This window comes from Leisingera daeponensis DSM 23529 (assembly GCF_000473145.1).
Taxonomy (GTDB): Bacteria; Pseudomonadota; Alphaproteobacteria; order Rhodobacterales; family Rhodobacteraceae; genus Leisingera; species Leisingera daeponensis.
In genome coordinates this window covers 362,258-387,121 of record NZ_KI421500.1, presented here as the reverse complement: position 1 = coordinate 387,121, position 24,864 = coordinate 362,258, and the positions used below count along the sequence as shown (strand labels likewise).

Sequence of the window (24,864 nt, the reverse complement as noted above, 5' to 3'; positions counted from 1 at the left end):
AACCGACCGGCGGGTCTGGACATTTCCGCGCTGCGGCCCCCAAATGCGCGGATGGATCTGCATCAGCGCTACCCCGGCCTTGACGATTTGAAACGCCGCGCCAAAAGCCGCCTGCCGCGGTTCGTGTGGGATTATCTGGACAGCGGCACCGGTGCCGAGCAGGCCCGCGCCCGCAACCGCACAGCGCTGGACCGGATCTGCTTCCTGCCGTCCGTGCTGCACGGTCCGATGGAGCCGGACCTGAGCACCGTTTTTCTGGGCATGCCCCAGGCCCTGCCCTTTGGCATCGCGCCGGTGGGCATGTCCGGGCTGATCTGGCCCGGCGCCGAGGCCGCGCTGGCGCGCAGCGCCGCCGCGGCGGGCATTCCGTTCTGCCTGTCCACCGTGGCCAGCCGGTCGCCGGAGGATCTGGCGCCGCATCTGGGGCAGGACGCCTGGTTTCAGCTTTATCCGCCCAAGGACGAGGGCATCCGCGCCGACCTGCTGGCGCGGGCCCGGGATGCGGGGTTCAGGACGCTGGTGCTGACGGTGGATGTGCCCGCTGCCTCGCGCCGGGAGCGGCAGACCCGCTCCGGCCTGACCCAGCCGCCGCGGCTGACCCCGCGGCTGCTGGCGCAGATCGCGGTGCGCCCCGCCTGGGCGCTGGGAATGGCGCGCCACGGGATGCCGCATATGCGGACGCTGGACAAATACATCTCCGGTGCGCAGAAAAACCTGCCGCCGACCGCCCATGTCGGCTATTTGCTGCGGACCTCGCCCGACTGGGAGTATGTGGCGTGGCTGCGGCGCAACTGGGACGGCCCGTTCGTCGTCAAAGGGGTGCTGCGGGCGCAGGATGCCAAGCGGCTGGAAGAGGCCGGCGCCGATGCGGTCTGGATCTCCAACCACGGCGGCCGCCAGTTCGACGGCTGCCCCGCCGCAATAGAGGTGCTGCCGGAGATCCGGGAGGCGGTGCAGATCCCGCTGATTTTCGACAGCGGGATCGAAGGCGGGCTGGACATCATCCGGGCGCTGGCCCTGGGCGCGGATTTCGTGATGCTGGGCCGCGCCTGCCACTATGCGCTGGCAGCACTTGGCGCGGACGGCCCGGCGCATCTGACCGGCATTCTGGCCAAGGACATGCAGGCGAACATGAGCCAGCTGGGAACGCCGGACCTGGCGGCACTGAAGGCGCTGGAGCGGTGGCCGCCCGCGGCAGAATGATGCGTCGCGCGGCGCGGCTCAGGCGGTTTTCTCAAGCCGCTCGAAGGCGGCCAGAAAATCGCGCACGACCTGCCGCACCGCGGTTTCGCTGCCGCGGTCGGGGCTGTTGATCGGGATCAGGTTCTGCAGCGCAAACACGTGCTTTTGCACGGACGGAGGCAGCGCGTGCGGTTCCGAAAACGCCATCCGCCAGTCCGGGAACGCCCGGGCCGGGGCCGCCTCGCTGACCAGCACCCGGATGTTGCCGTGGCGCGGGTCGGCACTGATGCGGTGAAACAGCGCAGCCAGCGCCTCTGCCGGGCCTTCGATCACCTGCAGGAACCACCCCAGATGGCCGACCAGCATGCCGGTCACACCGGCGGCGGCGTTGGATTTCTGCGCTTTGTCCACGATCACGGCCAGCTCCTTGCTGGACATGCCGCGCACGGCCTGGCTGACGTAAATGATACGGTGCATGATCACTCTCCTTGGCAGCAGCCGGCGCCGGAGCGCGGCTGGTTTGTTGAGGGCAAGCATTTGAACCCAAGTCTGTTTTCAGTTTACCGCAAAACCCCTGGCGGCGGCGGTTGCGGAAGGTCAGGACCGGGCCTCTTTGGTTGCGCGGACCGGCGCATTCCTGACCCGAAGTTGAGCGTTCTGACCGAAAGCGGCCGGTGCCGGCCGCCGGGGTCCGGCGCCCCGCCAAACCCCTTCGGGGGCCAAGCCAGTTACAACGCGCAACAAACCGCCATCCGGGATGTAACAAAAATCCAAAAACAGGCCGCTTGAGAGCGCAATCATGCCGGAAATACCCAGAACTACGGTTGTGCGGATCGCTAATATCCGCCTAACACTGCACCAACTTGCACGGACCCCGAGGGTGAAATGACCGACTTCAAAAAGATCCTGATTGCCAACCGTGGCGAGATCGCGATCCGCGTGATGCGCGCCGCCAACGAGATGGGCAAGCGCACCGTCGCCGTCTATGCCGAGGAGGACAAACTCGGCCTGCACCGGTTCAAGGCGGACGAAGCCTACCGGATCGGCGAAGGCATGGGGCCGGTTGCGGCCTATCTGTCGATCGACGAGATCATCCGCGTCGCCAAGGAATGCGGCGCCGATGCGATCCACCCCGGCTACGGCCTCTTGTCCGAAAACCCGGATTTCGTGGACGCCTGCGCCCGCAACGGCATCACCTTCATCGGCCCCAAGGCAGAAACCATGCGCGCCCTGGGCGACAAGGCTTCGGCCCGCAAGGTGGCGATCGAGGCCGGCGTGCCGGTCATCCCGGCGACCGAAGTGCTGGGCGACGACATGGACGCGATCCGCAAGGAAGCGGCCGAGATCGGCTATCCCCTGATGCTGAAGGCCTCCTGGGGCGGCGGCGGCCGCGGTATGCGTCCGATCCACGCCGAGAAGGAGCTGGAAGAAAAGGTGCTGGAAGGCCGCCGCGAGGCAGAAGCCGCCTTTGGCAACGGCGAGGGGTATCTGGAGAAGATGATCACCCGCGCCCGCCACGTCGAGGTGCAGATCCTGGGCGACAAGGACGGCAACATCTATCACCTTTACGAGCGTGACTGCTCGGTCCAGCGCCGCAACCAGAAAGTGGTCGAGCGCGCGCCTGCCCCCTATTTGACCGAAGAGCAGCGCGCCGAGCTGTGCGACCTGGGCCGCAGGATCTGCCAGCACGTGAACTATGAATGCGCGGGCACCGTCGAATTCCTGATGGATATGAACGACGGCAAGTTCTACTTCATCGAGGTGAACCCGCGGGTGCAGGTGGAGCATACCGTGACCGAAGAGGTCACCGGCATCGACATCGTGCAGGCGCAGATCCTGATTGCCGAGGGCAAGAGCATTGCGGAAGCCACCGGCAAGGCGTCGCAGGACGATATCCGCCTCAATGGCCACGCGCTGCAGACCCGGGTGACCACCGAGGATCCGCTGAACAACTTCATCCCCGACTATGGCCGCATCACCGCCTACCGCTCGGCGACCGGCATGGGCATCCGCCTGGACGGCGGCACCGCATATGCGGGCGGCGTGATCACCCGCTATTACGACTCGCTCCTGACCAAGGTGACCGCCTGGGCGCCGACGCCCGAGAAGGCGATTGCCCGCATGGACCGCGCGCTGCGCGAGTTCCGGGTGCGCGGCGTGTCGACCAACATCGCCTTCGTCGAGAACCTGCTGAAACACCCGACCTTCCTGTCGAATGAATACACCACCAAGTTCATCGACGAGACCCCGGACCTGTTCCAGTTCAAGAAGCGCCGCGACCGCGGCACCAAGGTGCTGACCTATATCGCGGACATCACCGTGAACGGCCACCCGGAGACCGAAGGCCGTCCGGCCCCCGCCGCCGACCTGAAAGAGCCGCGCGCACCGCGGGCCGAGCCGGGCGACCTGCCCCGTGGCACCCGCAACCTGCTGGAGGAAAAGGGCGCGCAGGCGGTGGCCGACTGGATGAAGGCACAGCCGCAGCTGCTCCTGACCGACACCACCATGCGCGACGGCCACCAGTCGCTGCTGGCGACCCGGATGCGCTCGCTCGACATGATCAAGGTGGCGCCGGCCTATGCGCAGAACCTGAGCCAGCTGTTCTCGGTCGAGTGCTGGGGCGGCGCGACCTTTGACGTGGCCTACCGCTTCCTGCAGGAATGCCCCTGGCAGCGCCTGCGCGACCTGCGCGAGCGGATGCCGAACCTGATGACCCAGATGCTGCTGCGCGCCTCCAACGGCGTCGGCTATACCAACTATCCGGACAATGTGGTGCAGGAGTTCGTGCGCCAGGCGGCGAAGACCGGCGTTGACGTGTTCCGCGTCTTCGACTCGCTGAACTGGGTGGAGAACATGCGCGTCGCCATGGATGCGGTGGTCGAGAGCGGCAAGGTCTGCGAAGGCACCATCTGTTATACCGGCGATATCCTCGACCCGAACCGCGCCAAATACGACCTCAAGTATTATGTCGGCATGGCAAAGGATCTGGAGGCCGCAGGCGCGCATATCCTCGGCCTGAAGGACATGGCTGGCCTGCTGAAGCCTGCGGCTGCCCGCCAGCTGGTCAAGGCGCTGAAGGAAGAGGTCGGCCTGCCGGTCCATTTCCACACCCACGACACCTCGGGCGTGGCCGGGGCCACCATCCTGGCGGCGGCGGATGCCGGTGTGGATGCTGTGGATGCGGCCATGGACGCCTTCTCCGGCGGCACCTCGCAGCCCTGCCTGGGCTCCATCGTCGAGGCGCTGCGCAACACCGACCGCGACACCGGCATCGACATCGCCAAGGTGCGCGAGATCTCCGGCTACTGGGAACAGGTGCGGGCGCAGTATGCGGCGTTCGAAAGCGGCCTGCAGGCGCCGGCCTCCGAAGTGTACCTGCACGAGATGCCGGGCGGCCAGTTCACCAACCTGAAGGCGCAGGCGCGCTCTCTGGGGCTGGAAGAGAAATGGGCCGACGTGGCGCAGACCTATGCCGATGTGAACCAGATGTTCGGCGACATCGTGAAGGTGACGCCGTCCTCCAAAGTGGTTGGCGACATGGCGCTGATGATGGTGAGCCAGGGCCTGACCCGCGCGCAGGTCGAGGATCCGAAGACCGACGTGGCCTTCCCCGACTCGGTCGTCGACATGATGCGCGGCAACCTGGGCCAGCCTCCGGGCGGCTTCCCTGAGGGGATCGTCAAGAAGGTGCTGAAGGGAGAGGCCCCGAACACCGAGCGCCCCGGCGCGCATCTGGAGCCGGTGGACCTGGAGGCGGTCCGCGCGGATCTGTCCCAGCAGCTGGAAGGCTTCAAGGTCGATGACGAGGACCTGAACGGCTACCTGATGTATCCCAAGGTGTTCCTGGATTACATGGGCCGCCACCGCCAGTACGGCCCGGTCCGCACCCTGCCGACCCGCACCTTCTTCTATGGCATGGAGCCGGGCGAGGAGATCACCGCCGAGATCGACCCGGGCAAGACCCTGGAGATCCGTCTGCAGGCGATTTCCGAGACCGACGAGAAGGGCGAGGTGAAGGTCTTCTTCGAACTGAACGGCCAGCCCCGCGTGATCCGGGTGCCGAACCGTCTGGTCAAGGCCTCGACCGAACAGCGGGCCAAGGCGGAAGCCGGCAACCCGAACCACGTCGGCGCGCCGATGCCGGGTGTTGTCGCCTCTGTCGCGGTGCAGGCGGGCCAGCAGGTGCATGAAGGCGATATGCTGCTGACCATCGAAGCGATGAAGATGGAGACCGGCATCCACGCCGAGCGCGACGCGGTGGTGAAGGCGGTGCACGTCCAGGCCGGCGGCCAGATCGACGCCAAGGACCTTCTGGTCGAGCTGGAATAAGCCAGCAGGAAAGCGCTGAAGCTGCGGCCAGCCCTTGGCCGCAGCATTTCTTTTGTGGAGTTTCAAATGATCAGGCCTCTGATTTTCGCCGCTTTCGCCGCACTTTCCCCTGCCGCCGCCTTCGCCGGGGACCCCATCATCCAGTTCGAAGCTGAAGACCCGGAAATGAACGCCGCCATCGGTTCAGCGCTAAGCTCGATGGATGCCTTCCTCAGCCATGTTCTGGATAGCCAGGGCAATGCGGCCAACGGTGCTTTGGTCAAAGTGGCGCTGGAGACAAGCTATGGCCACGAGAACATCTGGGTGGACCAGTTCACCATTGCGAGCGGTGGCGGTATGACCGGCAAGCTGGCTAATGAACCGAATGATCTGCCGGGCAAGCATTTCGGCGATACCGTGGAATTCGACCGGTCAAGCCTGCGCGACTGGAGCGTGTTTCTTGACGGAAAGCTTTACGGCAACTTCACCACTCGGGTGTTGATTCCGCATCTGGATGCAGACAGCCGGGCACAGCTTGAACAGGTTCTGTCAGCAACCCCTGTGCCTCAGGATTGGTAAACAGGCCGCTGGCGGAGAAAGCCCGGCTTGCGGGCTTTTTCAATCACCGGAACAGCAACGGCTGCGCCTGCGAAACGGGCGTACAGGATCAGGCGTTCAGTACGGCGGTTGCCGGAAGCGTCGTGGTTTCGACGGGAACCGGTTTAAGCTGCTCAACCGGGCCGGCCCAGCTATCCGCTTGCGGTGCGCTGAGGTGCTCACCGCTGTGCACCAGCAGCCCCAAGGCAATCGCAGCGCCCAGACTGGCAATCCGCAGGTAGTCCTTGCACGGCATCGGCTCAACCTCCTCTGAAAATCCTCATGTTTGACAGTCAAACGCGCGTCCTCCGCCGTTCCGTCGCTGCCGGCGCGGATTTTTTTCTGCTGCTGCCGATTTTCCTCTTGCAGCCGGCGGGCGGAGCCCCTATTTCACCGCTCACCGGATGGCAGCGCGGGCGTAGCTCAGGGGTAGAGCATTACCTTGCCAAGGTAAGGGTCGTGAGTTCGAATCTCATCGCCCGCTCCATCGGGAAACGGACAGGCCGCCCTTCGGGGCGGCCTTTCGCTTTTGAGGATTTCCGCATAGTCTGCCCGGGTGCAGAAAACCTTGTGCGGAATCACGATTCCGCATAGGAACAGAGCAAGAACAGAAACGGGCGGGCAGAGCAGAATGCTGACATCGGTAGAACTATGCGCAGGTGCGGGCGGCCAGGCCCTCGGTCTCGAGGCGGCGGGCTTTGATCACACCGCGCTGGTTGAGATCGACAAGCATTGCTGCGCCACCCTGCGCCACAACCGCCCGGCGTGGAACGTGCTGGAAGAGGACGTGCGCAAGTTCAAGGAAGTTGCGGGCGACTACAAGGGAATCGATCTCTTGGCCGGCGGCCTGCCCTGCCCGCCGTTTTCAGTGGCGGGCAAACAGCTGGGCGAGAAGGACGAGCGCAACCTGTTCGACGATGCGATCGAGATCGTCGACGCGACCCGCCCCCGCGCCGTGATGATCGAAAACGTGCGCGGCTTTCTGGATGCGGTGTTCCATGACTACCGCGAGAAGCTGAAGAAGCAGCTGTCGAAGCTGGGATATGAGACCGACTGGCGGCTGCTGAATGCCTCCGATTTCGGAGTGCCGCAGTTGCGGCCGCGGGTGGCCATTGTTGCGCTGCGCAAGGAGTTTTCCGGCCAGTTCAACTGGCCCGAGCCGCTGCCGCACAACCCGCCGACCGTCGGGGCCACGCTGATTGACCTGATGAAAGAACGCGGCTGGCGCGGGGCGGATGACTGGGCGGCCAAGGCGGATGAGATTGCGCCAACTATTGTGGGCGGCTCCAAGAAACACGGCGGCCCGGACCTGGGCCCGACCCGCGCGCGGCGCGCCTGGGCGGCCCTGGGCGTTGAGGGGCGCACCATCGCCAATGAGGCGCCGGACCCGTTCCACAACGACATGCCGCGCCTGACGGTGCGGATGGTGGCGCGTATCCAGGGCTTCCCGGACGCATGGCATTTCACCGGCGCCAAGACCAATGCCTACCGCCAGGTCGGCAATGCCTTCCCGCCGCCGGTGGCCGAGGCGGTGGCGCGGGAGCTGAGGGCGGCGATTGCCAAGCCGAAGCTTCATGCCGTGCGGGCGTAAAGGCACCAAAGCGATTCATTACCTGACGGCAGCGCCCGCCCCGTGGGGCCGGGCGCTGCCCGGCGTACCGCCGGGCGGAACATAAGATGAAACTGAAACTTCCCGACAGCCTTGTGCTTCCCGGCCATCCGGACTTCGGCACCCTCCTCCCGCTGGCGGAGGAGATCACGACCCGTGCCGGCGGCGCGCTGGCGCTGGAACATGACGTGCCGCAGATGCTGCGCCAGTGCATTGATGATGTGATCATGACGCCCAAGACCGGGCGGCGCGCGTATGAAGAGCTGGAGAAAACCGAAAAGACCTATATCGGCACCCGGGTGGAGATCGAACTGCGGGCGCTCTTGCGCTTGCGCAAGGGGCGGCTGGATACCGAGATTCTGGGCCGGGATGTCGACATCAAGCACACCATGGGCGGCAACTGGATGATCCCTACCGAGGCGATTGACTGCGCCTGCCTGCTGGTCGCCGCCGATGAGGTGCGGGCGCGCTGTTACCTGGGCCTGATCGTCGCCCGGCCCGCATACCTGACCCAAGGCCAGAACAAGGACGCCAAGCGCAGCATCTCTGCCGAGGGCTTCCGACATATCCTGTGGCTGTTCAAAGATCAGCCCTACCCCGCCAACTTCTGGCGCACCGCGGATGAGGCCGCAGTCCAGCAGATCTTTGCGGGCGATACCGGAAACGAGCGCATGGCGCAGCTGTTCCGGCTGATCCAGCGCCGCCCGGTTCCGCGCGATGTGGTGGAGGCGGTGGCGCAGCAGAAGGACTTCATGCGCCGGATCCGCTCGGACAAGGGGCGCGGCACGCGGGACCTGCTGGCCCGGGACGGCATCCTGCTGCTCTCCGGCCAGTACGACAGCCAGCTTATCAAGGCGCTGGACCTGCCGCCCTGCGCCGGCGGCGAGTTCATTTCCTGCCGGGTCGAAAACGAGTATCATGCCCGCATGGCCGCACAATCCGGACATGCCGTGAAATGGCCGACAAGCTGACACCCGAACGGCGCAGCGCCAATATGGCGAAGATCCGCGCCAAGCATACCAAGCCGGAAATGCTGGTGCGGCGGATGGTGCACGGAATGGGGGTCCGCTACCGGCTGCACCGCAAGGACCTGCCCGGCAAGCCCGATCTGGTATTCGGGCCGCGCCGCAAGGTGATCTTTGTGCATGGCTGTTTCTGGCATCTGCATGATTGCCGAGACGGGCGCATTCCGGCCAGCCGCCGCGATTACTGGGAGCCGAAACTCCAGCGCAATGCCGAACGCGACGCGGAGCACGCGGCGGCCTTGCAGGCGGCTGGCTGGCAGGTGCTGACGGTCTGGGAATGCGAGACCAAGGACCTTGAAGCCCTGAAAAACCGCCTCGCAGACTTCCTCAGAACCGGAGAATAACGCTTACCCACAGATACTTGCGCGTTTTTTCAAATTTCCTCTTGCGACCCGTTTTGGAAATCCCTAAACAGCGCCTCACCGAATGGCAGCGCGGGCGTAGCTCAGGGGTAGAGCATTACCTTGCCAAGGTAAGGGTCGTGAGTTCGAATCTCATCGCCCGCTCCATTCGAAAGCCGCAAAGGCCGTCCTTCGGGGCGGCCTTTGGCGTTTCCGGGCTGCGGCACGGGCCGGAATTTCTTTCCCCGCCTTGTCATTTTCCGCTTGCAGCCCTCCGCCGGATTTCCTATTCACCGCTTCACCAGATGGCAGCGCGGGCGTAGCTCAGGGGTAGAGCATTACCTTGCCAAGGTAAGGGTCGTGAGTTCGAATCTCATCGCCCGCTCCATCCGGAACCGAAAAAGCCGCCCTCCGGGGCGGCTTTTCGCTTTTTCCACTCCGCTTGTTAAATTTGATCAAATTCCTTTTGACGTGCGTTGCAAAACACGCCAAAGCTACTGCCAAACAGCCCGTGCGGCAGCTCATTGCAGGAGTTTGGACATGGCCCCAGTCATCTATCCCACCACCAATTTCACCGCGACAGAACAGCTCTGCCTGGACCGCGGCGAAGGCATCTATGTTTATGACACGGACGGCAACAAATACATCGAAGGGCTGGCCGGCCTGTGGTGCACCTCGCTGGGCTACAGCAACACCGAGGTGATGGACGCGATCACCGAGCAGCTGCACAAGCTGCCGTTCACCCACACCTTCGGCGGCAAGACCCACAAGCCGATCATGGAGCTGGCCGAAAAGCTGAAGGCGATGGTGCCGGTGGAGGATGCCTATATCTTCTTCGGCAACTCCGGCTCGGACGCCAATGACACGCATTACAAGATGCTGCGCTATTACTTCAATGCCATCGGCAAGCCGGAGAAGCGCAAGATCATCACCCGCGAGCGCGGCTATCACGGGGTGACCGTTGCTGCCGGCTCGCTGACCTCCCTGCCCGCGAATCTGGCGCATTTCGACGCACCGCTGGAGGCGCTGCACATCCTGCGCTCGGACGCGCCGCACTATTACACCGGCCGCCGGGGCAACGAGACCGAGGAGCAGTTTGTCGACCGGATCATCAATAACCTGGAAGAGCAGATCCTGGCGGAAGACCCCGACACCATCGCCGCGATGATCGTGGAGCCGATCACCGGCGCATCGGGCGTGATCGTGCCGCCGGAGGGCTACTACGAGAAGCTGCAGGCGGTGCTGCGCAAGCATGGCATCCTGATCTGGGCCGATGAGGTGATCTGCGGCTTCGGGCGCACCGGTGCCGATTTCGGCTGCACCACCATGGGCATCAAGCCGGACCTGATGACCTTTGCCAAGCAGCTGAGCTCGGCCTATTTCCCGATCTCGGCCTCGGTCATTCCCGGCTGGATGTATGAGGCGATGATCGCGCAGACCAATGAGGTCGGTGTGTTCGGCCACGGCTATACCTATTCCGGCCACCCGGCGGCCTGTGCGGCGGCGCTGAAGACGCTGGAGATCTATGAGCGCGACAACCTGTTCGAGCACGCCGCCGAGGTGGGCGCCTATATGCAGGTGCAGCTGCGCGAGATCTTCACCGACCACCCGCTGGTGGGCGAGGTGCGCGGCAAGGGGCTGATCGCGGCGCTGGAGCTGGTGTCGAACAAGACCACTGGCGCCAGCTTTGACAAGGGTGCCGCGGGCGCGGCTGCGCAGAAGGCCTGCCAGGAGAACGGGCTGATCCTGCGGGCGGTGGCCGGCAATGCGCTGGCGCTGTGCCCGCCGCTGATCATCACCAAGGCAGAGGTGGACGATATGCTGGCCCGGATGAAGACCGCGGTTGATACCGCCTATGCAGAATTGCAGGACAAAGGGCTGATCGCGGCCTGATCCATCCCCGCCCGAAACGTTAAACGCCCCGCATTGCGGGGCGCTTTGCTGTCTGCGGCTTTGCTGCCGGACGTTTCAGAACACCTTGTAGGTCATGGTGGTCAGCGACCGCTCGATCCCTTCGATCTGCAAAAGCTTGTCGTTGATGTATTTGCCCACATCCTCCCCCGTCGGGATATACAGCTTCATCAGCAGGTCGAAATTGCCGCTGGTGGAATAGAGTTCCGAATGGATTTCCCGCAGGGCAATCTCCTCGGCCACCTTGTAGGTGGTGCCGGGTTTGCAGCGGATCTGGACAAAAACGCAGATGGACATGGGAGGCTCTCGTGGCTGATCAGGAATTTGCGCCCAAGCTCGCACGCGGCGCATCCGGGCGCAAGAGACCGGCATGGGACCGGGATTGCTGCAACAGATTGCGCCGCTTGCACTATGCCGCACTTGAGCCAGCCCCCCTGCCCGCCCTATAAGCGCCCAGGCAGAACTGAAGCTCTTGCAGCATGACGAAGGATAAGCCGCTGATGCGTACCGCCAAAGTGACCCGCAAGACCGCGGAAACCGATATCTCGGTTGAGATCAACCTCGACGGCACCGGGGTTTATGACAACCAGACCGGCGTCGGCTTTTTCGACCACATGCTGGACCAGCTAGCGCGTCATTCGCTGATCGACATGACCATCCGCGCCAAGGGCGATTACCATATCGACGACCACCACACGGTGGAGGACACCGGCATCGCGCTGGGTCAGGCGCTGGTGCAGGCGCTGGGGGACAAGAAAGGCATCCGTCGCTATGGCGAGTGCCACCTGCCGATGGATGACGCCCAGGTGCGCTGCGCACTGGACCTGTCGGCGCGGCCTTTCCTGATCTGGAATGTGACGCTGCCGGCCCAGAAGATCGGCACCTTCGATACAGAACTGGTGCGGGAGTTTTTCCAGGCGTTGAGCACCCATGGCGGCATCACCCTGCACATCGACCAGCTGCACGGGTTCAACAGCCACCACATTGCCGAGGCGGCGTTCAAGGCTGTCGCCCGCGCGCTGCGGCTGGCGGTGGAGACCGACCCGCGCAAGGCGGATGCGATTCCGTCGACCAAGGGCGCGCTCTGAGATGCTGACCGCGATCATCGACTACGAATCCGGCAACCTGCACTCCGCCGAAAAAGCCTTTCAGCGCATGGCGCGGGAGATGGACGCTGGCGAGGTTGTGGTGACCTCTGACGCCGATGTGGTGGCCCGCGCCGACCGGCTGGTGCTGCCCGGCGACGGCGCCTTTCCGGCCTGCGCGGCCGAGCTGCGCGGCCACAAGGGCATTTATGACGCCATGGTTGAAGCGGTGGAACAGAAGGGCCGCCCGTTCCTGGGCATCTGCGTCGGCATGCAGCTGATGGCGACCACAGGGCATGAATACACCGAGACGCCGGGCCTTGGCTGGGTTGGCGGCGATGTGGTGAAGATCACGCCGGCGGACCCCGCCCTGAAAGTGCCGCATATGGGCTGGAACGATCTGGTGATCGACCAGGCACACCCGGTGTTTGACGGGATCGAGAGCGGTGACCACGTGTATTTCGTGCATTCTTACCATTTCCGCGTGGCCAACCCGGCAGAGCGGCTGGCGCATGTGGACTATGCGGGCGACGTCACCGCTGTCATCGGGCGCGACACCATGATCGGAATGCAGTTCCACCCGGAAAAAAGCCAGGCCACCGGGCTGCGCATGATCGGCAACTTCCTGACCTGGCAACCTTAAGGGAACGGCGCTGGCGCGCCGTGCCTCCGGCGGGAGTATTTCGGGAAAGATGAAAGTGCGGCGTTCAGGCCGCCGAGGTGCGCACTGAAACCGGCGCCAAGCCGTACGCCTTGCGGAAGGCGCGGGTGAAGCCTTCGGGGCTGGTGTAGGCGTAGCGGCGGGCCACCGCCTCCACCCGGTCGCCGCGCGCAAGATCCTGATGCGCCAGGATCAGCCGCCAGCGGCGCAGGTAGCCGATCGGGGTTTCCCCGACTTCGGCAGCGAACAGCTCGGCAAAGCGTGACAGCGACAGCCCCGCCTCCTGCGCCAGATCGGCGTTGGTCCAAAGCCTGCCCGGATGATCATGCATCGCCACGATGGCCCGGCTGAGGCGCGGATCGGCAAGGCCCGCCAAGAGCCCGGGCCCGGTCGCGCCCCTCCGGATCTGGTTGCGCAGCAGATGCACCATCAGCACCTCGCCCAGCCGGTTAATCACCGACTGCGCGCCGCAGTGCTGGCCCTCGGCCTCCTCCTGCATCAGCCGCACCAGCCCCTGCGCCTCGGCGTTGCTGGTGATGTCATAGTCCACCACCGGCGGCAGCGCGGCCAGAAACGGGTTGCTCTGGCCCGACCATTCCACCTGCGCCGCCCACATGACCGCGTCCGGGTCCAGCCCCTCCATCGCCCCCTTGGTGCAGTAGCGGATACGCACCGGCGCGCCGCCGCTGTCCGCAAGCGCGATCAGATTGGCCTGCCCCGGCCGGGCGGCCTGCACCGCCAGCTGGAAACGGTCCATCAAGGTGGTGAGGCGGTCCATGATTTCGGGTTTCCCGTCAGGTTTTTCGGATTTATGCGACAATAAACTTTGCAACACTTCCCGGCAACCGCCCCTCACAGCAATTGCAAGGAACCGTCACGTGCTGATCCCCCGCCAGAAAACCCCGAACCTGACCCTGCCGACGCTGGACCATGGTGCTTTTGATCTCTCCTCGGAGACGGCTGAGCGCGGCACCGTGATCTGCTTTTACCGGGGCCTGCACTGCCCGATCTGCGCGAATTACCTGAAGGACTTCGAAAAGAAGGTCCCGGACTTCGCAGAGCGCGGTGTCGGCTCCATTGCGATCAGCACCGACGGCGAGGAGCGCACCCGCGCCATGGCGGACAAGATCGAGGCCAAGGCGCTGCGGTTCGGCTACGGCCTGCCGCTGTCCGAAGCCCGCGACTGGGGGCTGTATATCTCCACCTCGCGCGGCAAGACCTCTATCGGGATCGAGGAACCGGAGCTGTTTGCCGAACCCGGCCTGTTCATGGTGACACCGCAGCGGACGCTGTACTATGGCTCGGTTCAGACCATGCCGTTTGTGCGCCCGCATTTCGCGGAACTGGTGGCAGCGCTGGATTTCGCGATCCCCAACAACTACCCGGCGCGCGGCGAATACACCGGTGAGGTCTGAGCGTCACGGCAGACGCCGGGGCCGGTGCAATTCGCCGGATTGAACAATAGACAAGGGGTCCGCTTCGGGGCATACGGTGCGGACCTTTTGTCACTGCGGCAGCCCCTCCCTTGCACATCCGTTTCGAGAAATACGACCACGCCGAAGGCAATCACCGCTATTGCCTCCTGACCCTGACGCCGACGCTGTTCGGCGACTGGTGTGTCGAGCGTGTGTCCGGGCCGCTGAACGCGCCCGGCGGGGCGCAGAAGCGGACCTATTTCGCCGGGCATGCGGAGGCGCTGGCGATTTTCGAAGGGTTCCGGGACCGGCAGCTGAAACGCGGCTTTGCGCCGATCCCGGTGCAGCTGGGACTGCTGTAGTCGCAGCCCCTCAAGGGCGTTTACTGGACGCGGGTCCAGGTTTGTTTCGAGCAGATGAGACCGCCCGCAACGCAGCCGCGCAGGGCCAGCGAGCTGCCCGCCAGATCCATCTTGCCGATGTAGATCTTGTTGTTGGACGGCCGCCAGACCTTGCCCTCGTAAGAGCCGTCACCGTTGGGGACCATGTCGATCACCAGCGTCTTGCCGAGGTTCGGGGACTTGTACTCCCCCTCGCTGTTGAAGGTGCGGGCGATCTTGCCGCAGACCGCGGGGCCGCATTTGGCCATCTGGATATGGGCATAGGAGCCGTCGTCGGTCTGGGTTTTCCAGACGCCCAGAACCGGGTCCGCCGCCGCAGCGCCCGCCAGCCCCAAGGCCACAGCCACACCTGCCAGAAGATGTTTCATTCCATTTCCTCCCTGTTTTACAGGCAGCCTGTCCCTGATGCGGCCCTTCTGGCAAGGTTGACTTCGGGTCGCGTTGCAATATGCCCTTGCGTTGTGCAAAACACCGCCAGCATGATTTCACGAAGGACCGCCCGGATGATCCTCTACCCCGCGATTGACCTCAAAGACGGCCAGGCCGTGCGCCTGCTGCATGGCGAAATGGACAAGACCACCGTGTTCAACGACAACCCCGCCGCGCAGGCGCTGGAGTTTGTCGAAGCGGGCTGCGAATGGCTGCATCTGGTGGACCTCAACGGCGCCTTTGCCGGGGAGCCGGTGAATGCCGCGCCGGTTGAGGAAATCCTGAAGCAGACCAAGGTGCCCGCGCAGCTGGGCGGCGGCATCCGCGATATGGCCACCATCGAGCGCTGGATTGATAAGGGCCTGGCGCGGGTCATCCTGGGCACCGTGGCGGTGGAGAACCCGGACCTGGTGCGCGAGGCGGCGCGGGAATTCCCCGGCAAGGTCGCGGTCGGCATCGACGCCCGCAACGGCAAAGTCGCCACCAAGGGCTGGGCAGAGGAAACCGATGTGATGGTCACCGACCTCGCCAAGTCGTTCGAGGACGCGGGCGTTGCCGCGATCATCTATACCGACATCCTGCGCGACGGCGCGATGAAGGGCCCGAATGTCGAGGCCACCGCCGATCTGGCCAACGCGGTCAGCATCCCGGTGATTGCCTCCGGCGGCGTGTCCTCGCTGGACGATCTGCGGGCGCTGAAAACCTGCGGCGCGCCTTTGAACGGTGCGATTTCCGGCCGGGCGCTTTATGATGGCGCCATCGGCCTGAAAGAGGCGCTGGCGGTTCTAAAAGCCTGACGCCGCCCGGGTCTGATCCGGCGAAGTGGAACCTCATGCGCCTAGTCCGCCGAATCCTTGCGACGTTCACCTTAGGACCCATCGTCCTATGGCTGATGTGCATTGCCTTCGTGCTGCTGCTTGGGATCGGCTTTGGCTGCGAGATCCACGAGGGGTTTGCAAACCCCTGCGTGGTGCTGGGCCAGGACGTGGGGGAAACCGCCTATACCGCAGGTGTCCTGGCCGCCTGGGGCCCGCTTATCTTTGGCCCGGTCTCCCTAGGGGCCGGGCTGCTGTGGGGCATCGCCAATGCCCTGTCGCGCTATCTGGCCTCGCGGCGCTGAGCCTATTCCGCTGCCTTGGAGGTCAGCTTGCCCAAGGCCCCCTGCATTTTGGCGATGAATTCCGCATCGGCCGGGATATCAAGGCCCGACAGCATCTCTGCCGGGTCCTGATAGGTGAGCCAGACCTGGCCGTCCGCATCCTCATAAGCCAGAACCTTGAGCGGCAGATAGAGCCCTGCCCGCATGTCCGCCTGCATCGCCGGGGTGCCGAGCTTGGGGTTGCCGAAGATCAGAAGCTGCGAGCCCGGCAGCTCCATCCCTGCGGTCTGCGCGCCTGCGGCGTGGTCCACCCGGGCAAAGACGGTGGCACCCGCGCCCTCTACAGCGGCTTGCAGCGCGTCCATGGTTTCGGCCACGGGTTTCTGACTTTGCACGGTCACCAGCTCCGCGGCGGCGGGCAGTGCGGCGGCGAGGGTGACGGCACCGGCGAGGAAAAGACTCTTGGTCATGACAGCTGCTCCAAATTCAGGGACGTCCGGTCATGATCGGGGCAGCAGCTTCGGCCAGGCAATTCACAACTTCGAGACTGCACGTGTCCGGCGGTTTCGCGCGGACCAAAACGCGCATCCCCTGCCATATCTGTTGCGCTTCCGGCAGCCATTTCGTACCCACGGGGCACGCAGCTTGAAAGGCACGATCCATGCTGAAAACCCGTATCATTCCCTGTCTCGACGTCGCTGACGGGCGCGTGGTCAAGGGCGTCAACTTTGTCGGCCTGCGCGACGCGGGCGATCCGGTGGAATGCGCCAAGGCCTATGATGCGGCGGGCGCGGATGAGATCTGCTTTCTCGACATTCACGCCACCCATGAAAACCGTGGCACCATGTTCGACATGGTGCAGCGCACTGCCGAGCAATGCTTTGTGCCGCTGACCGTGGGCGGCGGGGTGCGCACCAAGGAGGACGTGCGGGCGCTGCTGCTGGCAGGGGCCGACAAGGTCTCCTTCAACTCGGCTGCGGTGGCCAACCCGGATGTGATCGCCGAGGCCGCGGATCAGTTCGGCAGCCAGTGCATCGTCTGCGCCATTGACGCCAAGACGGTGGAGCCGGGCCGCTGGGAGATCTTCACCCACGGCGGGCGCAAGCCGACCGGCATCGACGCGGTGGAGTTTGCGCGCACCGTCGTGGCCAAGGGCGCGGGGGAAATCCTGCTCACCTCCATGGACCGCGACGGCACCAAATCGGGCTTCAACCTGCCGCTGACCAAGGCGATTTCCGATGCGGTAGACGTGCCGGTGATCGCCTCGGGCGGTGTCGGCACTCTGGACCACCTGGTGGAGGGTGTGACCAAGGGCGGCGCCAGCGCGGTGCTGGCCGCCTCGATCTTCCACTTCGGGGAATACACAATTCAGGAAGCCAAGGAACACATGGCCGCCGCCGGCATCCCGATGCGGCTGAACTGAAGGGGCATGTGATGAGCCTGCTGCACGAACTCGAAGCCACCATCCTGTCCCGCAAGGGGGCCGATCCCGACACCAGCTGGACCGCCAAGCTGCTGGCGAAGGGGCCGGAAAAATGCGCCGAGAAATTCGGTGAGGAAGCCATCGAAGCTATTATTGAAGCGGTGAAGGGCGGCAAGCCGGGTCTCGCCTCCGAGGGGGCCGATGTTCTCTATCATTTCCTGGTGATGCTGGCTGCCCGCGATGTGGCGCTGGACGATGTGCTGCAGGTGCTGGCGGAACGTCAGGGCCTCAGCGGCATTGCCGAGAAAGCCAGCCGCCCCAAAGGCTGACCCCCGGGCCGGGCGGCGGGTCAAGGGAGGCGCAGCCTCGGCGCGTCAGCGCGGCTTGCCCTTGACGCGCATTCATTAACAAACTCGGTCAGGCCCTGACGGGCACACTTGCCCTTCAGGGCTTCTCAGCAAAAAAACTGCGCCGCGCAGCGGCGCCTGGCCAAACCGTGAAGGCCGCCCCTCGGGGCGGCTGGAGCGGGCGGGAGCGCCCGGCCTGGCCAAAAGCGTCACAGTTTGGAGGAAATGATCCCAGTGGCAAAGCCGCCCATGCGCAGCTCGCCGAACAGGCGCTGGTATTCGATCTTGGGGCAGCGGTTCTGGATCACGGTGACGCCGCGCGCCTCGGCCCTGGCGGCGGCCTCCGCGTGCTCCACTCCGATCTGCATCCAGATGGTCTGCAGCTTCGGCAACGCCTCCAGCGCCTCATCCACGATCGGCGGCACCGCCTCGGACCGGCGGAAGATGTCGACCATGTCCACCGGCGCATCAATCTCCGACAGGCTGGCCCGCACCGTCTCGCCAAACAGCATCTTGCCCGCATGGACCGGGTTCACCGGGATCACCCGGTAGCCTTTCAGGCCCAGGTAGCGCGCCACGTAATAGCTGGGCCGCACCGGGTTCATTGAAACGCCGACCACAGCCACCACCTTGGTGCGCTGCAGGACCTTTTTCAGATGCTCATCGCTGTACTCTGTCATGCCGCGCACCCTAGCCGTGCTGCGAGCGGGCGCAAAGCGGGATTTGATGCCGGGAGACAAAAATGCGCCCGGACGAACCGGGCGCGAGGTATGGAACGAGGGACAGTGAAAAAGATCTGCGGTGGTTCCATTCCGCAGTCTGTATTGAATATGGGTCACAGTCGGAGAAATAAAAGGCCGCCTCACGAAAACGTGAGGTGACGGATTATTTCTGCAGAATCACAGGCCAGTGCAGCTGCGCCCGGGCGATCAGCTCGCCGCGGCGGGCGGCCCAGAAATCCTGGGCTTCAGGATTATTGAGCAAATACAGCTCGCCATCGACAATCGCCCAGATCTGCGGATCACCGTGCATCAGCCTGCCCTGCGACATCGCAAAGGCGCAATAGCCGCCGAAGGCCGGCGCATAGGCGCGCGGGTTGGCCTCGAACCGGGCCTGATTGCGGGCGGTGGCAAAGCGCCAGACGACCCCCTTCCACATCACCGCATGACCGCGCCGCCCGGGCTCTGCCGCGCCCTGTTCGAAAAAGGCCACCGGGTCATAGCCGCCAATGGCGACCCCCGCGCGGGAAGAGAACACAGCCTTGCCCGCCATCTCTGCCCGGGCGGCACCGGGCAGCGACAGGAGCATGAGCGCAAAGGCCATAAAGAGCAGGCGCAGAGCCAAATTGTTCTCCATTCACATTCTCTCAGCAGCCTGCCGAGTCTGCCGCAGCGCCCCGCTGTTGCAAAGGGAGGATACGCAGATGTGATCGCCCCGTGACGGGCTGGGCCCGCCTAGCGTGCAATCGACGCGTAAAGCGCAATCGCAGCGGCGTTGGAGACGTTGAGCGAGCCAAAGCCGCCCGCGGCGCCGATCTTGACCAGGGCGTCCACGGTTTCCTTGGTCTTCTGCCGAAGCCCCGGCCCTTCGGCCCCCAGCACCAGCGCCACCGGGAGGTGCTGCTTGCCCTCCAGCGCCGTCTCGATGGTCTGCTCTGCCTCGCCGTCCAGCCCCAGGACGATAAAGCCCATGTTCTGCAGTTCGGTGATGGTATCGGCCAGATTGCGCATCCGCAGGTAGGGCTGCCGCTCCAGCGCGCCGCTGGCGGTCTTGGCCAGCGCGCCGGTTTCCGGCGCTGAATGATGCCGGGTGCCGATCACCGCACTGGCGCCCAGCACCTCTGCCGAGCGCAGGATGGCGCCGACGTTATGCGGGTCGGTCACCCGGTCCAGCAGCAGCACCCGCGGCGCTTCCCGCCCGATGCAGTTTTCGGCCAGCCCGCCCCAGTTCAAGGGCTTTACCTCCAGCGCGGCGCCCTGGTGCACCGATTGCGCGTCGATCGGCGGGTTGAACTTCCGCGGGTCGATGACCTCGGCCTCAATACCGGACTCTGCAATGGCATCTGCCAGTTTCACCTGCGCGTTCTGGGTCACCATCAGGCGCAGTTTTTCGCGCTTGGGATTAAGCAGCGCATCACGCACCGCATGCAGCCCGAACAGCCACACGGTTTCCGCGGCAGCAGCCCGTTTGGACTGCTCTTTTTCGACGACCCATTTGGGTTTCTTGGACATTTTGCTCTCCGGCAGAAAGAATTTGCGGGGCGCGCGAAAAACTTGCGATTTTCCTGTTGACGCCCGTTTGGCCTGCTAGTAATCACGCCTCCACATCAGGTGCAACATGCAACTGACAGTGGGCGACAGGCCGCAAGGTGTGGCAGGGGACTGTAACTCCCTCGCGGAGACGCACGCCTGGTTCGATTCCAGGGTCGCCCACCATCTTCTCTCTTTTTCAGACTAGACGATGGTGGTTCAGCAGCAGGCTGGACAGGCCGCCAGCCCGTTCTGCACAGCAAAAAGCCCGCGTGAGCTGCGCGGGCCTTCCAATTGTTTTCAAACGGCAATAACCAGGTCAGGCGTTTTCGGCCACGGCCTGTTCCGCCCATTCGACCAGCGCGTCCAGATCGGGGCCTGCCGCCACGGCGATGCCATCGGCGAAGGCCTGGAACGGCTCCACATTCATCTTGTTGACGCCAGAAATCACCGGAATGCCCAGCGCCAGCGCCTCGCCGATGATGGGCCGCATGCCGCGGCCGTCAGCCTCGTGCTTGCCGAATTTGTTGACGATCAGCAGCTGCGGCGCCGGGTCCGATTGCAGCGTGGCAGAGACCTGCCCCACCGCCTGTTCCAGCGCCTCGGGGTTCAAGCGGCAGCCGCGGGCGCCTGCACCCAAGGATTGCGAAATGCGGATGGTCTCGCCGTCGGGCAGCACCCGCACATCCATGTCGCACAGCTCCTTGTCGTAGCATTCCACATTGGTCTGCACGATGCCTGCCAGGCGGAAGCCCTTGGCCTGCAGCCGTTCGGCCAGCGCGCTCAGCAGGCGGTCGGTGGCGCCGCGTTCTTCGGTCATCACATAGGCCAGGTGCATGTGTCCGTCTCTCCAGTATCGTATCATTTCATAGGTGGTCATGCGGCGTCTGCGGTCAACCCCTACCAGGGCAGCGGGCTGTAGCCGATGACCGGCGCGTGCAGGATCAGAAGCGCCAGGAACACCACCGCGGCAAGCCCGGCCTCAGCACCCGAGGGCCGCAAGCGGGCGAGGTTCAGCCGCGCGGTGTTGCGGCTGAGGCGGTTCCATTCCCCCTGCCCCATCTGGCGTTGCTTGCGTCTGTCGATCAGCGCCATGCCCATCCAGGCAAAGCCCGCGAACAGCCCGAACAGGATCACATGCGCCAGGTCGCCGTTGGCCAGCAGATGCGCCCCCGCCCAGAGCGCCATCGCCGCCAACAGCGGATGGCGGCTGACGGCGAGGATGCCGGGGTCTGCCGGGTCAAAGGCGCGCACGCCCAGCCCGCCGAAGCTGAGCGGGTTCTGCCGCATCATGCCGGCCACCGCCAGCAGGCAGGCCAGCGGCATCACCAGAAGCGGCACCCAGCGGAACCCCTCCCAATAAGGCAGAACGCCGACGTAGGGCGCGCGGGCGGCGGCCACGACGAGCCAGGCCAAGATCGCCAGAGACAGCACACTGTAGGCGATGAAATAGCCGCGCAGCCCCAGGCGGCTGACCAGCCAGGGCCGCACCGGCGGGCGTACGGGGATGGCGTGGCTGGCCAGGAACAGCATCAGCGCGGCGGTGAATTCGAGCCAGCCCATCGGGGTCTCTCCGGGTGTAGATCAGTTCTCTGTGCAGCTATAGGCGGGTTGGGCGCCTGAAACGTTGCCCCAGATCAAAAAAGGGCGCCGAGGGGGCGCCCTTCAGTTTTGGATGTGCGGGCCGCTAAAGCCCCAGGGCCTTGCGCCGCTCCTCGGCGAATCCCTGCACCATGCGGTCGGCAATCAGGGCAAGGATCGCCATGGCTGCACCCGCTGAAATCCCCAGCCCCACATCTGCCTGCCCCAGCGCCAGATAGATCGACTGGCCAAGGCCGGTTGTGCCGATCAGCGCCGCGATGACCAGCATCGCAAAGGCGTAGAGAATGGTCTGGTTCAGGCCCAGCAGGATCGAGGGCGCCGCATAGGGCGCGCGGATGTCCTTGAGCATCTGCCATGTGGTTGCGCCAGAGGCGGTGGCTGCTTCGATCATCTCGTCGGGTGTGGAGACCAGGCCGTGCCTTGTGTAGCGGATCATCGGCACGATGGCGTAGGCGATGATTGCCAGGAAGGCGGAGAACTCGCCGATCTGGAAGACCATCAGCACCGGGATCAGGAACACGAACAGCGGGATCGTCTGCAGCATGTCGCAGACGGGGCGCACCACGCGCCAGACACCGGGCGAGACCGCCGAGGCAAGGCCGATGGCGCCGCCCATCACCGCGCAGGCAAAGACCGCCGCGCCGGAGAGATAGAGGGACAGCAGTGCCCGCTCCCACAGGCCCGAGAGCAGGATGGTGCCCAGAAGCACCACCGTCAGGATCGCGAGCCCGCGCCCGCTTGCGACCCAGGCCAGCGCGCCGGCGCCTACCAGCACAAAGGGCCAGGGCAGCTGCGAGATGCCGGTTTCCAGCATCCCCGCGGCGATCAGCAGCATCGCGCCCAGCGCCAGCTGGCCGCGCAGAGCAAAGACCACCGCCGCAGCAGCACCGGCTGCAAACAGCGCGAGGCTCATCGCCGGGGTCCAGGCAAAACCCCAGGTGAAGGGCAGCACCGCCTGATCCAGCCCGATGCGGATGGGCAGCAGCACGTAAAACAGCACGTTGTTCTTGAGCGCGGTCAGGAAGTCAGCGTTGGCGCTGGTGAAGGCCGACAGGCCCCGGTCCACGCTGTCCGCCACCGGATTGAACAGGGCATAGGTGCCGGGCTGCTGAACGCTGCTCCAGAAAACCGCGCTGACCACGACGCCCAGCGCCAGGATACCCCAGGCGACGCGCGGGTCGTGCTTGCTGCGCCGGTCCTGTGTCAGGGTGCCGCTCATCCGGTCGATCAGAATCGCGAAAATCACGATCACCAGACCGGCCAGCAGGCTCTGGCCGAACTGCGCCTTGCGCATGGTCAGAAGAACCTCCCAGCCGATATCGTCAAAGCCGCCGATCACGGCAGCGATGATCACCATCGACAAGGCCGCCATCAGGCACTGGTTGACGCCGACCATGATCTGCTGCCCGGCAGAGGGGATCTCGCACTGAAACAGCTGTTGCAGCCGCGTGCCGCCGGACATCACGGCAGCTTCCTTGATCTCCGGCTCCACCCGCTCCAGCCCCAGCAGCACGTTGCGGGCCATCGGCGGGGCGGCGTAGATGGCGGAGGCGATAAGGCCAACAACGGGGCCAAAGCCGAACAGCACCAGCAAGGGCGTGAGATAGGCAAAGGTCGGCACCGTCTGCATGATGTCCAGCACCGCCTGCACCGGCTGGCGGATGCGGGGATACTCATTTGCCAGAATGCCGATGCCGCCGCCGATGATCAGCGCCAGCGGCACCGAGACGGCAACCAGCGCCAGGGTGTTCATGCTTTCTGGCCAATACCCCGAGGCCAGCACAAAGCCGAGGCCCACAACTGCCATCAGCGCCATGCGCACCCCGCCCAGCATCCAGGCGAGCGCCGTAGTGGCGCAGATGACCAGCGGCCAGGGGGCACGGCTCAGCACGTAGTTCGCTGCTTCCATCGGGTAAAACATCAGCGCCGAGAAACTGCGCGCGGCGGGCTTGATCAGCGCCAGGAACCACTCCATGGCGGCACCCACCCAGTCGGTTGCGGGCAGCACCCAGGCGGCGGGGAACTTCACCAGCCACGGCAGGCTGCTTTCCAGCAGCAGGCACAGCGCGCCGACCGCCGCCGCGATCAGCGCCGCAATGGAGCCTTTCGAGAGAGCTGCCATCACCCCTGCTCCACCTGCAAGGCCGCGGCCAGATCGGCCGGGTTCACCACACCGACCAGCTTGCCCTCGGGCGTTCGGACCGGAACAGGTTCATAAAGCTCCATGCACCGCGCCAGCGCCGCGTCCAGCGTCATGTCTTCGCGCAGGCCGGGATCGTCGGCGCCGTAGACCTGATGCTCACCCGTCTGCATGACCGAGGCGACGCGGGCGTGCCGGCCCTTGGCCACGTCCTTGGAAAACTCGCGCACGTAATCATCGGCCGGGCGCAGCACGATATCGGCAGGTGTGCCGATCTGCACCACCTTGCCGTCACGCATGATGGCGATGCGGTCGGCGAGCTTCAGCGCCTCGTTGATGTCATGGGTGATGAAAACGATTGTGGTCTTCAGCTTGGCCTGGATCTCCAGGAATTCATCCTGAAGCTGCCGCCGGATCAGAGGGTCGAGCGCCGAGAACGGCTCATCCAGGAACCAGACCGAGCAATCCGCCACCAGCGAGCGGGCGATGCCGACGCGCTGGCGCTGGCCGCCGGAGAGTTCGCGCGGGTAGTTCTTTTCCCGCCCGCCGAGGCCGACCAACTCGATCACCTCCTGCGCCTTGGCCAGCCGCTGTTTCTTCTTCACCCCCTGCACCCGCAGCGGGTAGGCGACATTTTCGGCCACGGTCATATGCGGGAACAGGCCGAAGTGCTGGAACACCATGCCGAGCTTCTTGCGGCGCAGCTCGATCAGCCGCTTGGGGCTGGCCTCGACGATGTTCTCGCCGTCGATGCGGATCTCGCCGCCGGTGGCGTGCAACAGGTGCGAGATGCAGCGGATCAGGGTCGACTTGCCGGAGCCCGACAGCCCCATGATCACAAACAGCTCCCCCTCCTTCACATCGAAGGAGGCGTCTTGGACAGCGGGGATCAGCCCCCTGGAACGCAGCTCCTGCGCTGCCGCTTCGGGTGTCTCGTGCCGCGACAGCGCCTCCTTCAAGGCGCTGTCTGCGTTGTTGCCAAACACCTGCCAGACATTCCGGCAGGTGATGGCGGGCGTTTCAGAGCCGTTCACTGGATA

At 64.8% G+C, this 24,864-nt stretch carries 28 protein-coding genes and 4 tRNA genes; 19 read left to right on the top strand and 13 right to left on the bottom strand.

The features are described from left to right. Window positions 1–51 precede the first annotated feature (51 nt). Complete coding sequence (locus DAEP_RS0102305; protein WP_027243540.1) at window positions 52–1,203, top strand: alpha-hydroxy acid oxidase; 1,152 nt, start codon at window positions 52–54, stop codon at window positions 1,201–1,203. 18 nt (window positions 1,204–1,221) lie between these two features. On the opposite strand, the gene DAEP_RS22380 is transcribed toward DAEP_RS0102305, so the two are convergent. After that, window positions 1,222–1,659, bottom strand: coding sequence for a BLUF domain-containing protein (locus tag DAEP_RS22380; protein WP_008557343.1), 438 nt, complete (start codon window positions 1,657–1,659; stop codon window positions 1,222–1,224). A gap of 408 nt (window positions 1,660–2,067) precedes the next feature. On the opposite strand from DAEP_RS22380, the gene DAEP_RS0102295 reads away from it, so the two are divergent. Continuing rightward, window positions 2,068–5,511, top strand: coding sequence for a pyruvate carboxylase (locus DAEP_RS0102295; RefSeq protein WP_027243539.1), 3,444 nt, complete (start codon window positions 2,068–2,070; stop codon window positions 5,509–5,511). Window positions 5,512–5,577: 66 nt separating this feature from the next. Then, window positions 5,578–6,069, top strand: coding sequence for a DUF2314 domain-containing protein (locus tag DAEP_RS0102290; protein ID WP_027243538.1), 492 nt, complete (start codon window positions 5,578–5,580; stop codon window positions 6,067–6,069). A gap of 88 nt (window positions 6,070–6,157) precedes the next feature. Here DAEP_RS0102290 and DAEP_RS0102285 read toward each other — a convergent pair whose 3' ends face one another. After that, window positions 6,158–6,343 carry a hypothetical protein gene (locus tag DAEP_RS0102285; RefSeq protein WP_008555921.1) on the bottom strand — a complete coding sequence of 62 codons (186 nt, stop codon included), beginning with the start codon at window positions 6,341–6,343 and terminating at the stop codon, window positions 6,158–6,160. Window positions 6,344–6,499: 156 nt separating this feature from the next. Here DAEP_RS0102285 and DAEP_RS0102280 point away from each other — a divergent pair. The 7 genes from DAEP_RS0102280 to DAEP_RS0102250 all read left to right on the top strand — a co-directional run bounded on the left by DAEP_RS0102280 (window position 6,500) and on the right by DAEP_RS0102250 (window position 10,955). Next, window positions 6,500–6,574, top strand: a tRNA-Gly gene (locus tag DAEP_RS0102280). A gap of 144 nt (window positions 6,575–6,718) precedes the next feature. Further along, window positions 6,719–7,678: a DNA cytosine methyltransferase gene (locus DAEP_RS0102275; protein ID WP_027243537.1), complete on the top strand. Its 960-nt coding sequence runs from the start codon at window positions 6,719–6,721 to the stop codon at window positions 7,676–7,678. 86 nt (window positions 7,679–7,764) lie between these two features. Continuing rightward, window positions 7,765–8,667, top strand: a complete 903-nt coding sequence (locus tag DAEP_RS0102270; protein WP_027243536.1) for a NaeI family type II restriction endonuclease — start codon at window positions 7,765–7,767, stop codon at window positions 8,665–8,667. Next, entirely contained in the window at window positions 8,652–9,065 is a 414-nt protein-coding gene (locus DAEP_RS0102265; RefSeq protein WP_027243535.1) for a very short patch repair endonuclease, read from the top strand. The genes DAEP_RS0102270 and DAEP_RS0102265 overlap by 16 nt, the downstream gene beginning before the upstream one ends. Window positions 9,066–9,155: 90 nt before the next feature. Then, window positions 9,156–9,230 (top strand) — tRNA-Gly (locus DAEP_RS0102260). Window positions 9,231–9,375: 145 nt separating this feature from the next. Then, window positions 9,376–9,450, top strand: a tRNA-Gly gene (locus tag DAEP_RS0102255). Window positions 9,451–9,596: 146 nt separating this feature from the next. Further along, on the top strand, window positions 9,597–10,955 hold the full coding sequence (locus tag DAEP_RS0102250; protein ID WP_281171938.1) for an aminotransferase: 1,359 nt from the start codon (window positions 9,597–9,599) through the stop codon (window positions 10,953–10,955). Window positions 10,956–11,030: 75 nt separating this feature from the next. Here the strand turns inward: DAEP_RS0102250 and DAEP_RS0102245 are convergent, their stop codons facing one another. Beyond that, on the bottom strand, window positions 11,031–11,270 hold the full coding sequence (locus tag DAEP_RS0102245) for an Lrp/AsnC family transcriptional regulator (RefSeq protein ID WP_008554915.1): 240 nt from the start codon (window positions 11,268–11,270) through the stop codon (window positions 11,031–11,033). Window positions 11,271–11,473: 203 nt separating this feature from the next. Between DAEP_RS0102245 and hisB the strand changes: the two genes are divergently transcribed. Further along, window positions 11,474–12,061 carry an imidazoleglycerol-phosphate dehydratase HisB gene (gene hisB / locus DAEP_RS0102240; RefSeq protein ID WP_027243533.1) on the top strand — a complete coding sequence of 196 codons (588 nt, stop codon included), beginning with the start codon at window positions 11,474–11,476 and terminating at the stop codon, window positions 12,059–12,061. A gap of 1 nt (window position 12,062) precedes the next feature. Then, window positions 12,063–12,701 (top strand): imidazole glycerol phosphate synthase subunit HisH, encoded by a 639-nt coding sequence (gene hisH / locus DAEP_RS0102235; RefSeq protein WP_008553606.1) that lies wholly within the window; start codon window positions 12,063–12,065, stop codon window positions 12,699–12,701. A 64-nt stretch (window positions 12,702–12,765) separates the two neighbouring features. Here hisH and DAEP_RS0102230 read toward each other — a convergent pair whose 3' ends face one another. Further along, window positions 12,766–13,497, bottom strand: coding sequence for an AraC family transcriptional regulator (locus DAEP_RS0102230; RefSeq protein ID WP_027243532.1), 732 nt, complete (start codon window positions 13,495–13,497; stop codon window positions 12,766–12,768). Between the two features lie 100 nt (window positions 13,498–13,597). Between DAEP_RS0102230 and DAEP_RS0102225 the strand changes: the two genes are divergently transcribed. Both DAEP_RS0102225 and DAEP_RS0102220 read left to right on the top strand, forming a co-directional pair. Beyond that, window positions 13,598–14,134 carry a peroxiredoxin-like family protein gene (locus DAEP_RS0102225; RefSeq protein WP_027243531.1) on the top strand — a complete coding sequence of 179 codons (537 nt, stop codon included), beginning with the start codon at window positions 13,598–13,600 and terminating at the stop codon, window positions 14,132–14,134. Between the two features lie 110 nt (window positions 14,135–14,244). Further along, window positions 14,245–14,496 carry a WGR domain-containing protein gene (locus DAEP_RS0102220; RefSeq protein WP_008553387.1) on the top strand — a complete coding sequence of 84 codons (252 nt, stop codon included), beginning with the start codon at window positions 14,245–14,247 and terminating at the stop codon, window positions 14,494–14,496. Between the two features lie 20 nt (window positions 14,497–14,516). On the opposite strand, the gene DAEP_RS0102215 is transcribed toward DAEP_RS0102220, so the two are convergent. After that, a complete protein-coding gene (locus DAEP_RS0102215) occupies window positions 14,517–14,903 on the bottom strand; it encodes a DUF2147 domain-containing protein (protein ID WP_027243530.1) in 387 nt (128 codons plus the stop codon). A 135-nt stretch (window positions 14,904–15,038) separates the two neighbouring features. On the opposite strand from DAEP_RS0102215, the gene hisA reads away from it, so the two are divergent. Together hisA and DAEP_RS0102205 are read left to right on the top strand one after the other, a co-directional pair. Then, window positions 15,039–15,761 carry a 1-(5-phosphoribosyl)-5-[(5-phosphoribosylamino)methylideneamino]imidazole-4-carboxamide isomerase gene (hisA, locus tag DAEP_RS0102210; RefSeq protein WP_008555560.1) on the top strand — a complete coding sequence of 241 codons (723 nt, stop codon included), beginning with the start codon at window positions 15,039–15,041 and terminating at the stop codon, window positions 15,759–15,761. Between the two features lie 95 nt (window positions 15,762–15,856). Continuing rightward, on the top strand, window positions 15,857–16,084 hold the full coding sequence (locus DAEP_RS0102205; RefSeq protein WP_008555731.1) for a hypothetical protein: 228 nt from the start codon (window positions 15,857–15,859) through the stop codon (window positions 16,082–16,084). A gap of 2 nt (window positions 16,085–16,086) precedes the next feature. On the opposite strand, the gene DAEP_RS0102200 is transcribed toward DAEP_RS0102205, so the two are convergent. Further along, a complete protein-coding gene (locus DAEP_RS0102200) occupies window positions 16,087–16,533 on the bottom strand; it encodes a DUF302 domain-containing protein (RefSeq protein WP_027243528.1) in 447 nt (148 codons plus the stop codon). A 191-nt stretch (window positions 16,534–16,724) separates the two neighbouring features. On the opposite strand from DAEP_RS0102200, the gene hisF reads away from it, so the two are divergent. Beyond that, window positions 16,725–17,486: an imidazole glycerol phosphate synthase subunit HisF gene (gene hisF, locus DAEP_RS0102195; RefSeq protein WP_008557877.1), complete on the top strand. Its 762-nt coding sequence runs from the start codon at window positions 16,725–16,727 to the stop codon at window positions 17,484–17,486. 11 nt (window positions 17,487–17,497) lie between these two features. Next, complete coding sequence (locus DAEP_RS0102190; RefSeq protein WP_027243527.1) at window positions 17,498–17,815, top strand: phosphoribosyl-ATP diphosphatase; 318 nt, start codon at window positions 17,498–17,500, stop codon at window positions 17,813–17,815. 227 nt (window positions 17,816–18,042) lie between these two features. Here DAEP_RS0102190 and DAEP_RS0102185 read toward each other — a convergent pair whose 3' ends face one another. The 3 genes from DAEP_RS0102185 to rlmB form a co-directional block, all read right to left on the bottom strand. Then, window positions 18,043–18,513 carry a CoA-binding protein gene (locus tag DAEP_RS0102185; RefSeq protein WP_027243526.1) on the bottom strand — a complete coding sequence of 157 codons (471 nt, stop codon included), beginning with the start codon at window positions 18,511–18,513 and terminating at the stop codon, window positions 18,043–18,045. Window positions 18,514–18,718: 205 nt separating this feature from the next. After that, window positions 18,719–19,156, bottom strand: coding sequence for a YHS domain-containing (seleno)protein (locus tag DAEP_RS0102180; protein ID WP_245595046.1), 438 nt, complete (start codon window positions 19,154–19,156; stop codon window positions 18,719–18,721). Between the two features lie 131 nt (window positions 19,157–19,287). Continuing rightward, a complete protein-coding gene (gene rlmB / locus DAEP_RS0102175; protein ID WP_008554973.1) occupies window positions 19,288–20,064 on the bottom strand; it encodes a 23S rRNA (guanosine(2251)-2'-O)-methyltransferase RlmB in 777 nt (258 codons plus the stop codon). A 120-nt stretch (window positions 20,065–20,184) separates the two neighbouring features. Here rlmB and DAEP_RS23875 point away from each other — a divergent pair. After that, window positions 20,185–20,268 (top strand) — tRNA-Tyr (locus DAEP_RS23875). Window positions 20,269–20,401: 133 nt separating this feature from the next. Here the strand turns inward: DAEP_RS23875 and DAEP_RS0102170 are convergent. From DAEP_RS0102170 to DAEP_RS0102155, 4 genes are all read right to left on the bottom strand, one after another. Next, entirely contained in the window at window positions 20,402–20,920 is a 519-nt protein-coding gene (locus DAEP_RS0102170; protein ID WP_027243524.1) for a DUF2478 domain-containing protein, read from the bottom strand. Between the two features lie 62 nt (window positions 20,921–20,982). After that, window positions 20,983–21,645, bottom strand: coding sequence for an NnrU family protein (locus DAEP_RS0102165; protein ID WP_027243523.1), 663 nt, complete (start codon window positions 21,643–21,645; stop codon window positions 20,983–20,985). A 124-nt stretch (window positions 21,646–21,769) separates the two neighbouring features. Next, the gene (locus DAEP_RS0102160; protein WP_036760404.1) at window positions 21,770–23,806 is read right to left on the bottom strand and encodes an ABC transporter permease; all 2,037 of its coding nucleotides are present in this window, start codon (window positions 23,804–23,806) and stop codon (window positions 21,770–21,772) included. Then, window positions 23,806–24,858, bottom strand: a complete 1,053-nt coding sequence (locus DAEP_RS0102155) for a quaternary amine ABC transporter ATP-binding protein (RefSeq protein WP_008554486.1) — start codon at window positions 24,856–24,858, stop codon at window positions 23,806–23,808. The genes DAEP_RS0102160 and DAEP_RS0102155 overlap by 1 nt, the downstream gene beginning before the upstream one ends. Window positions 24,859–24,864: the final 6 nt, after the last annotated feature.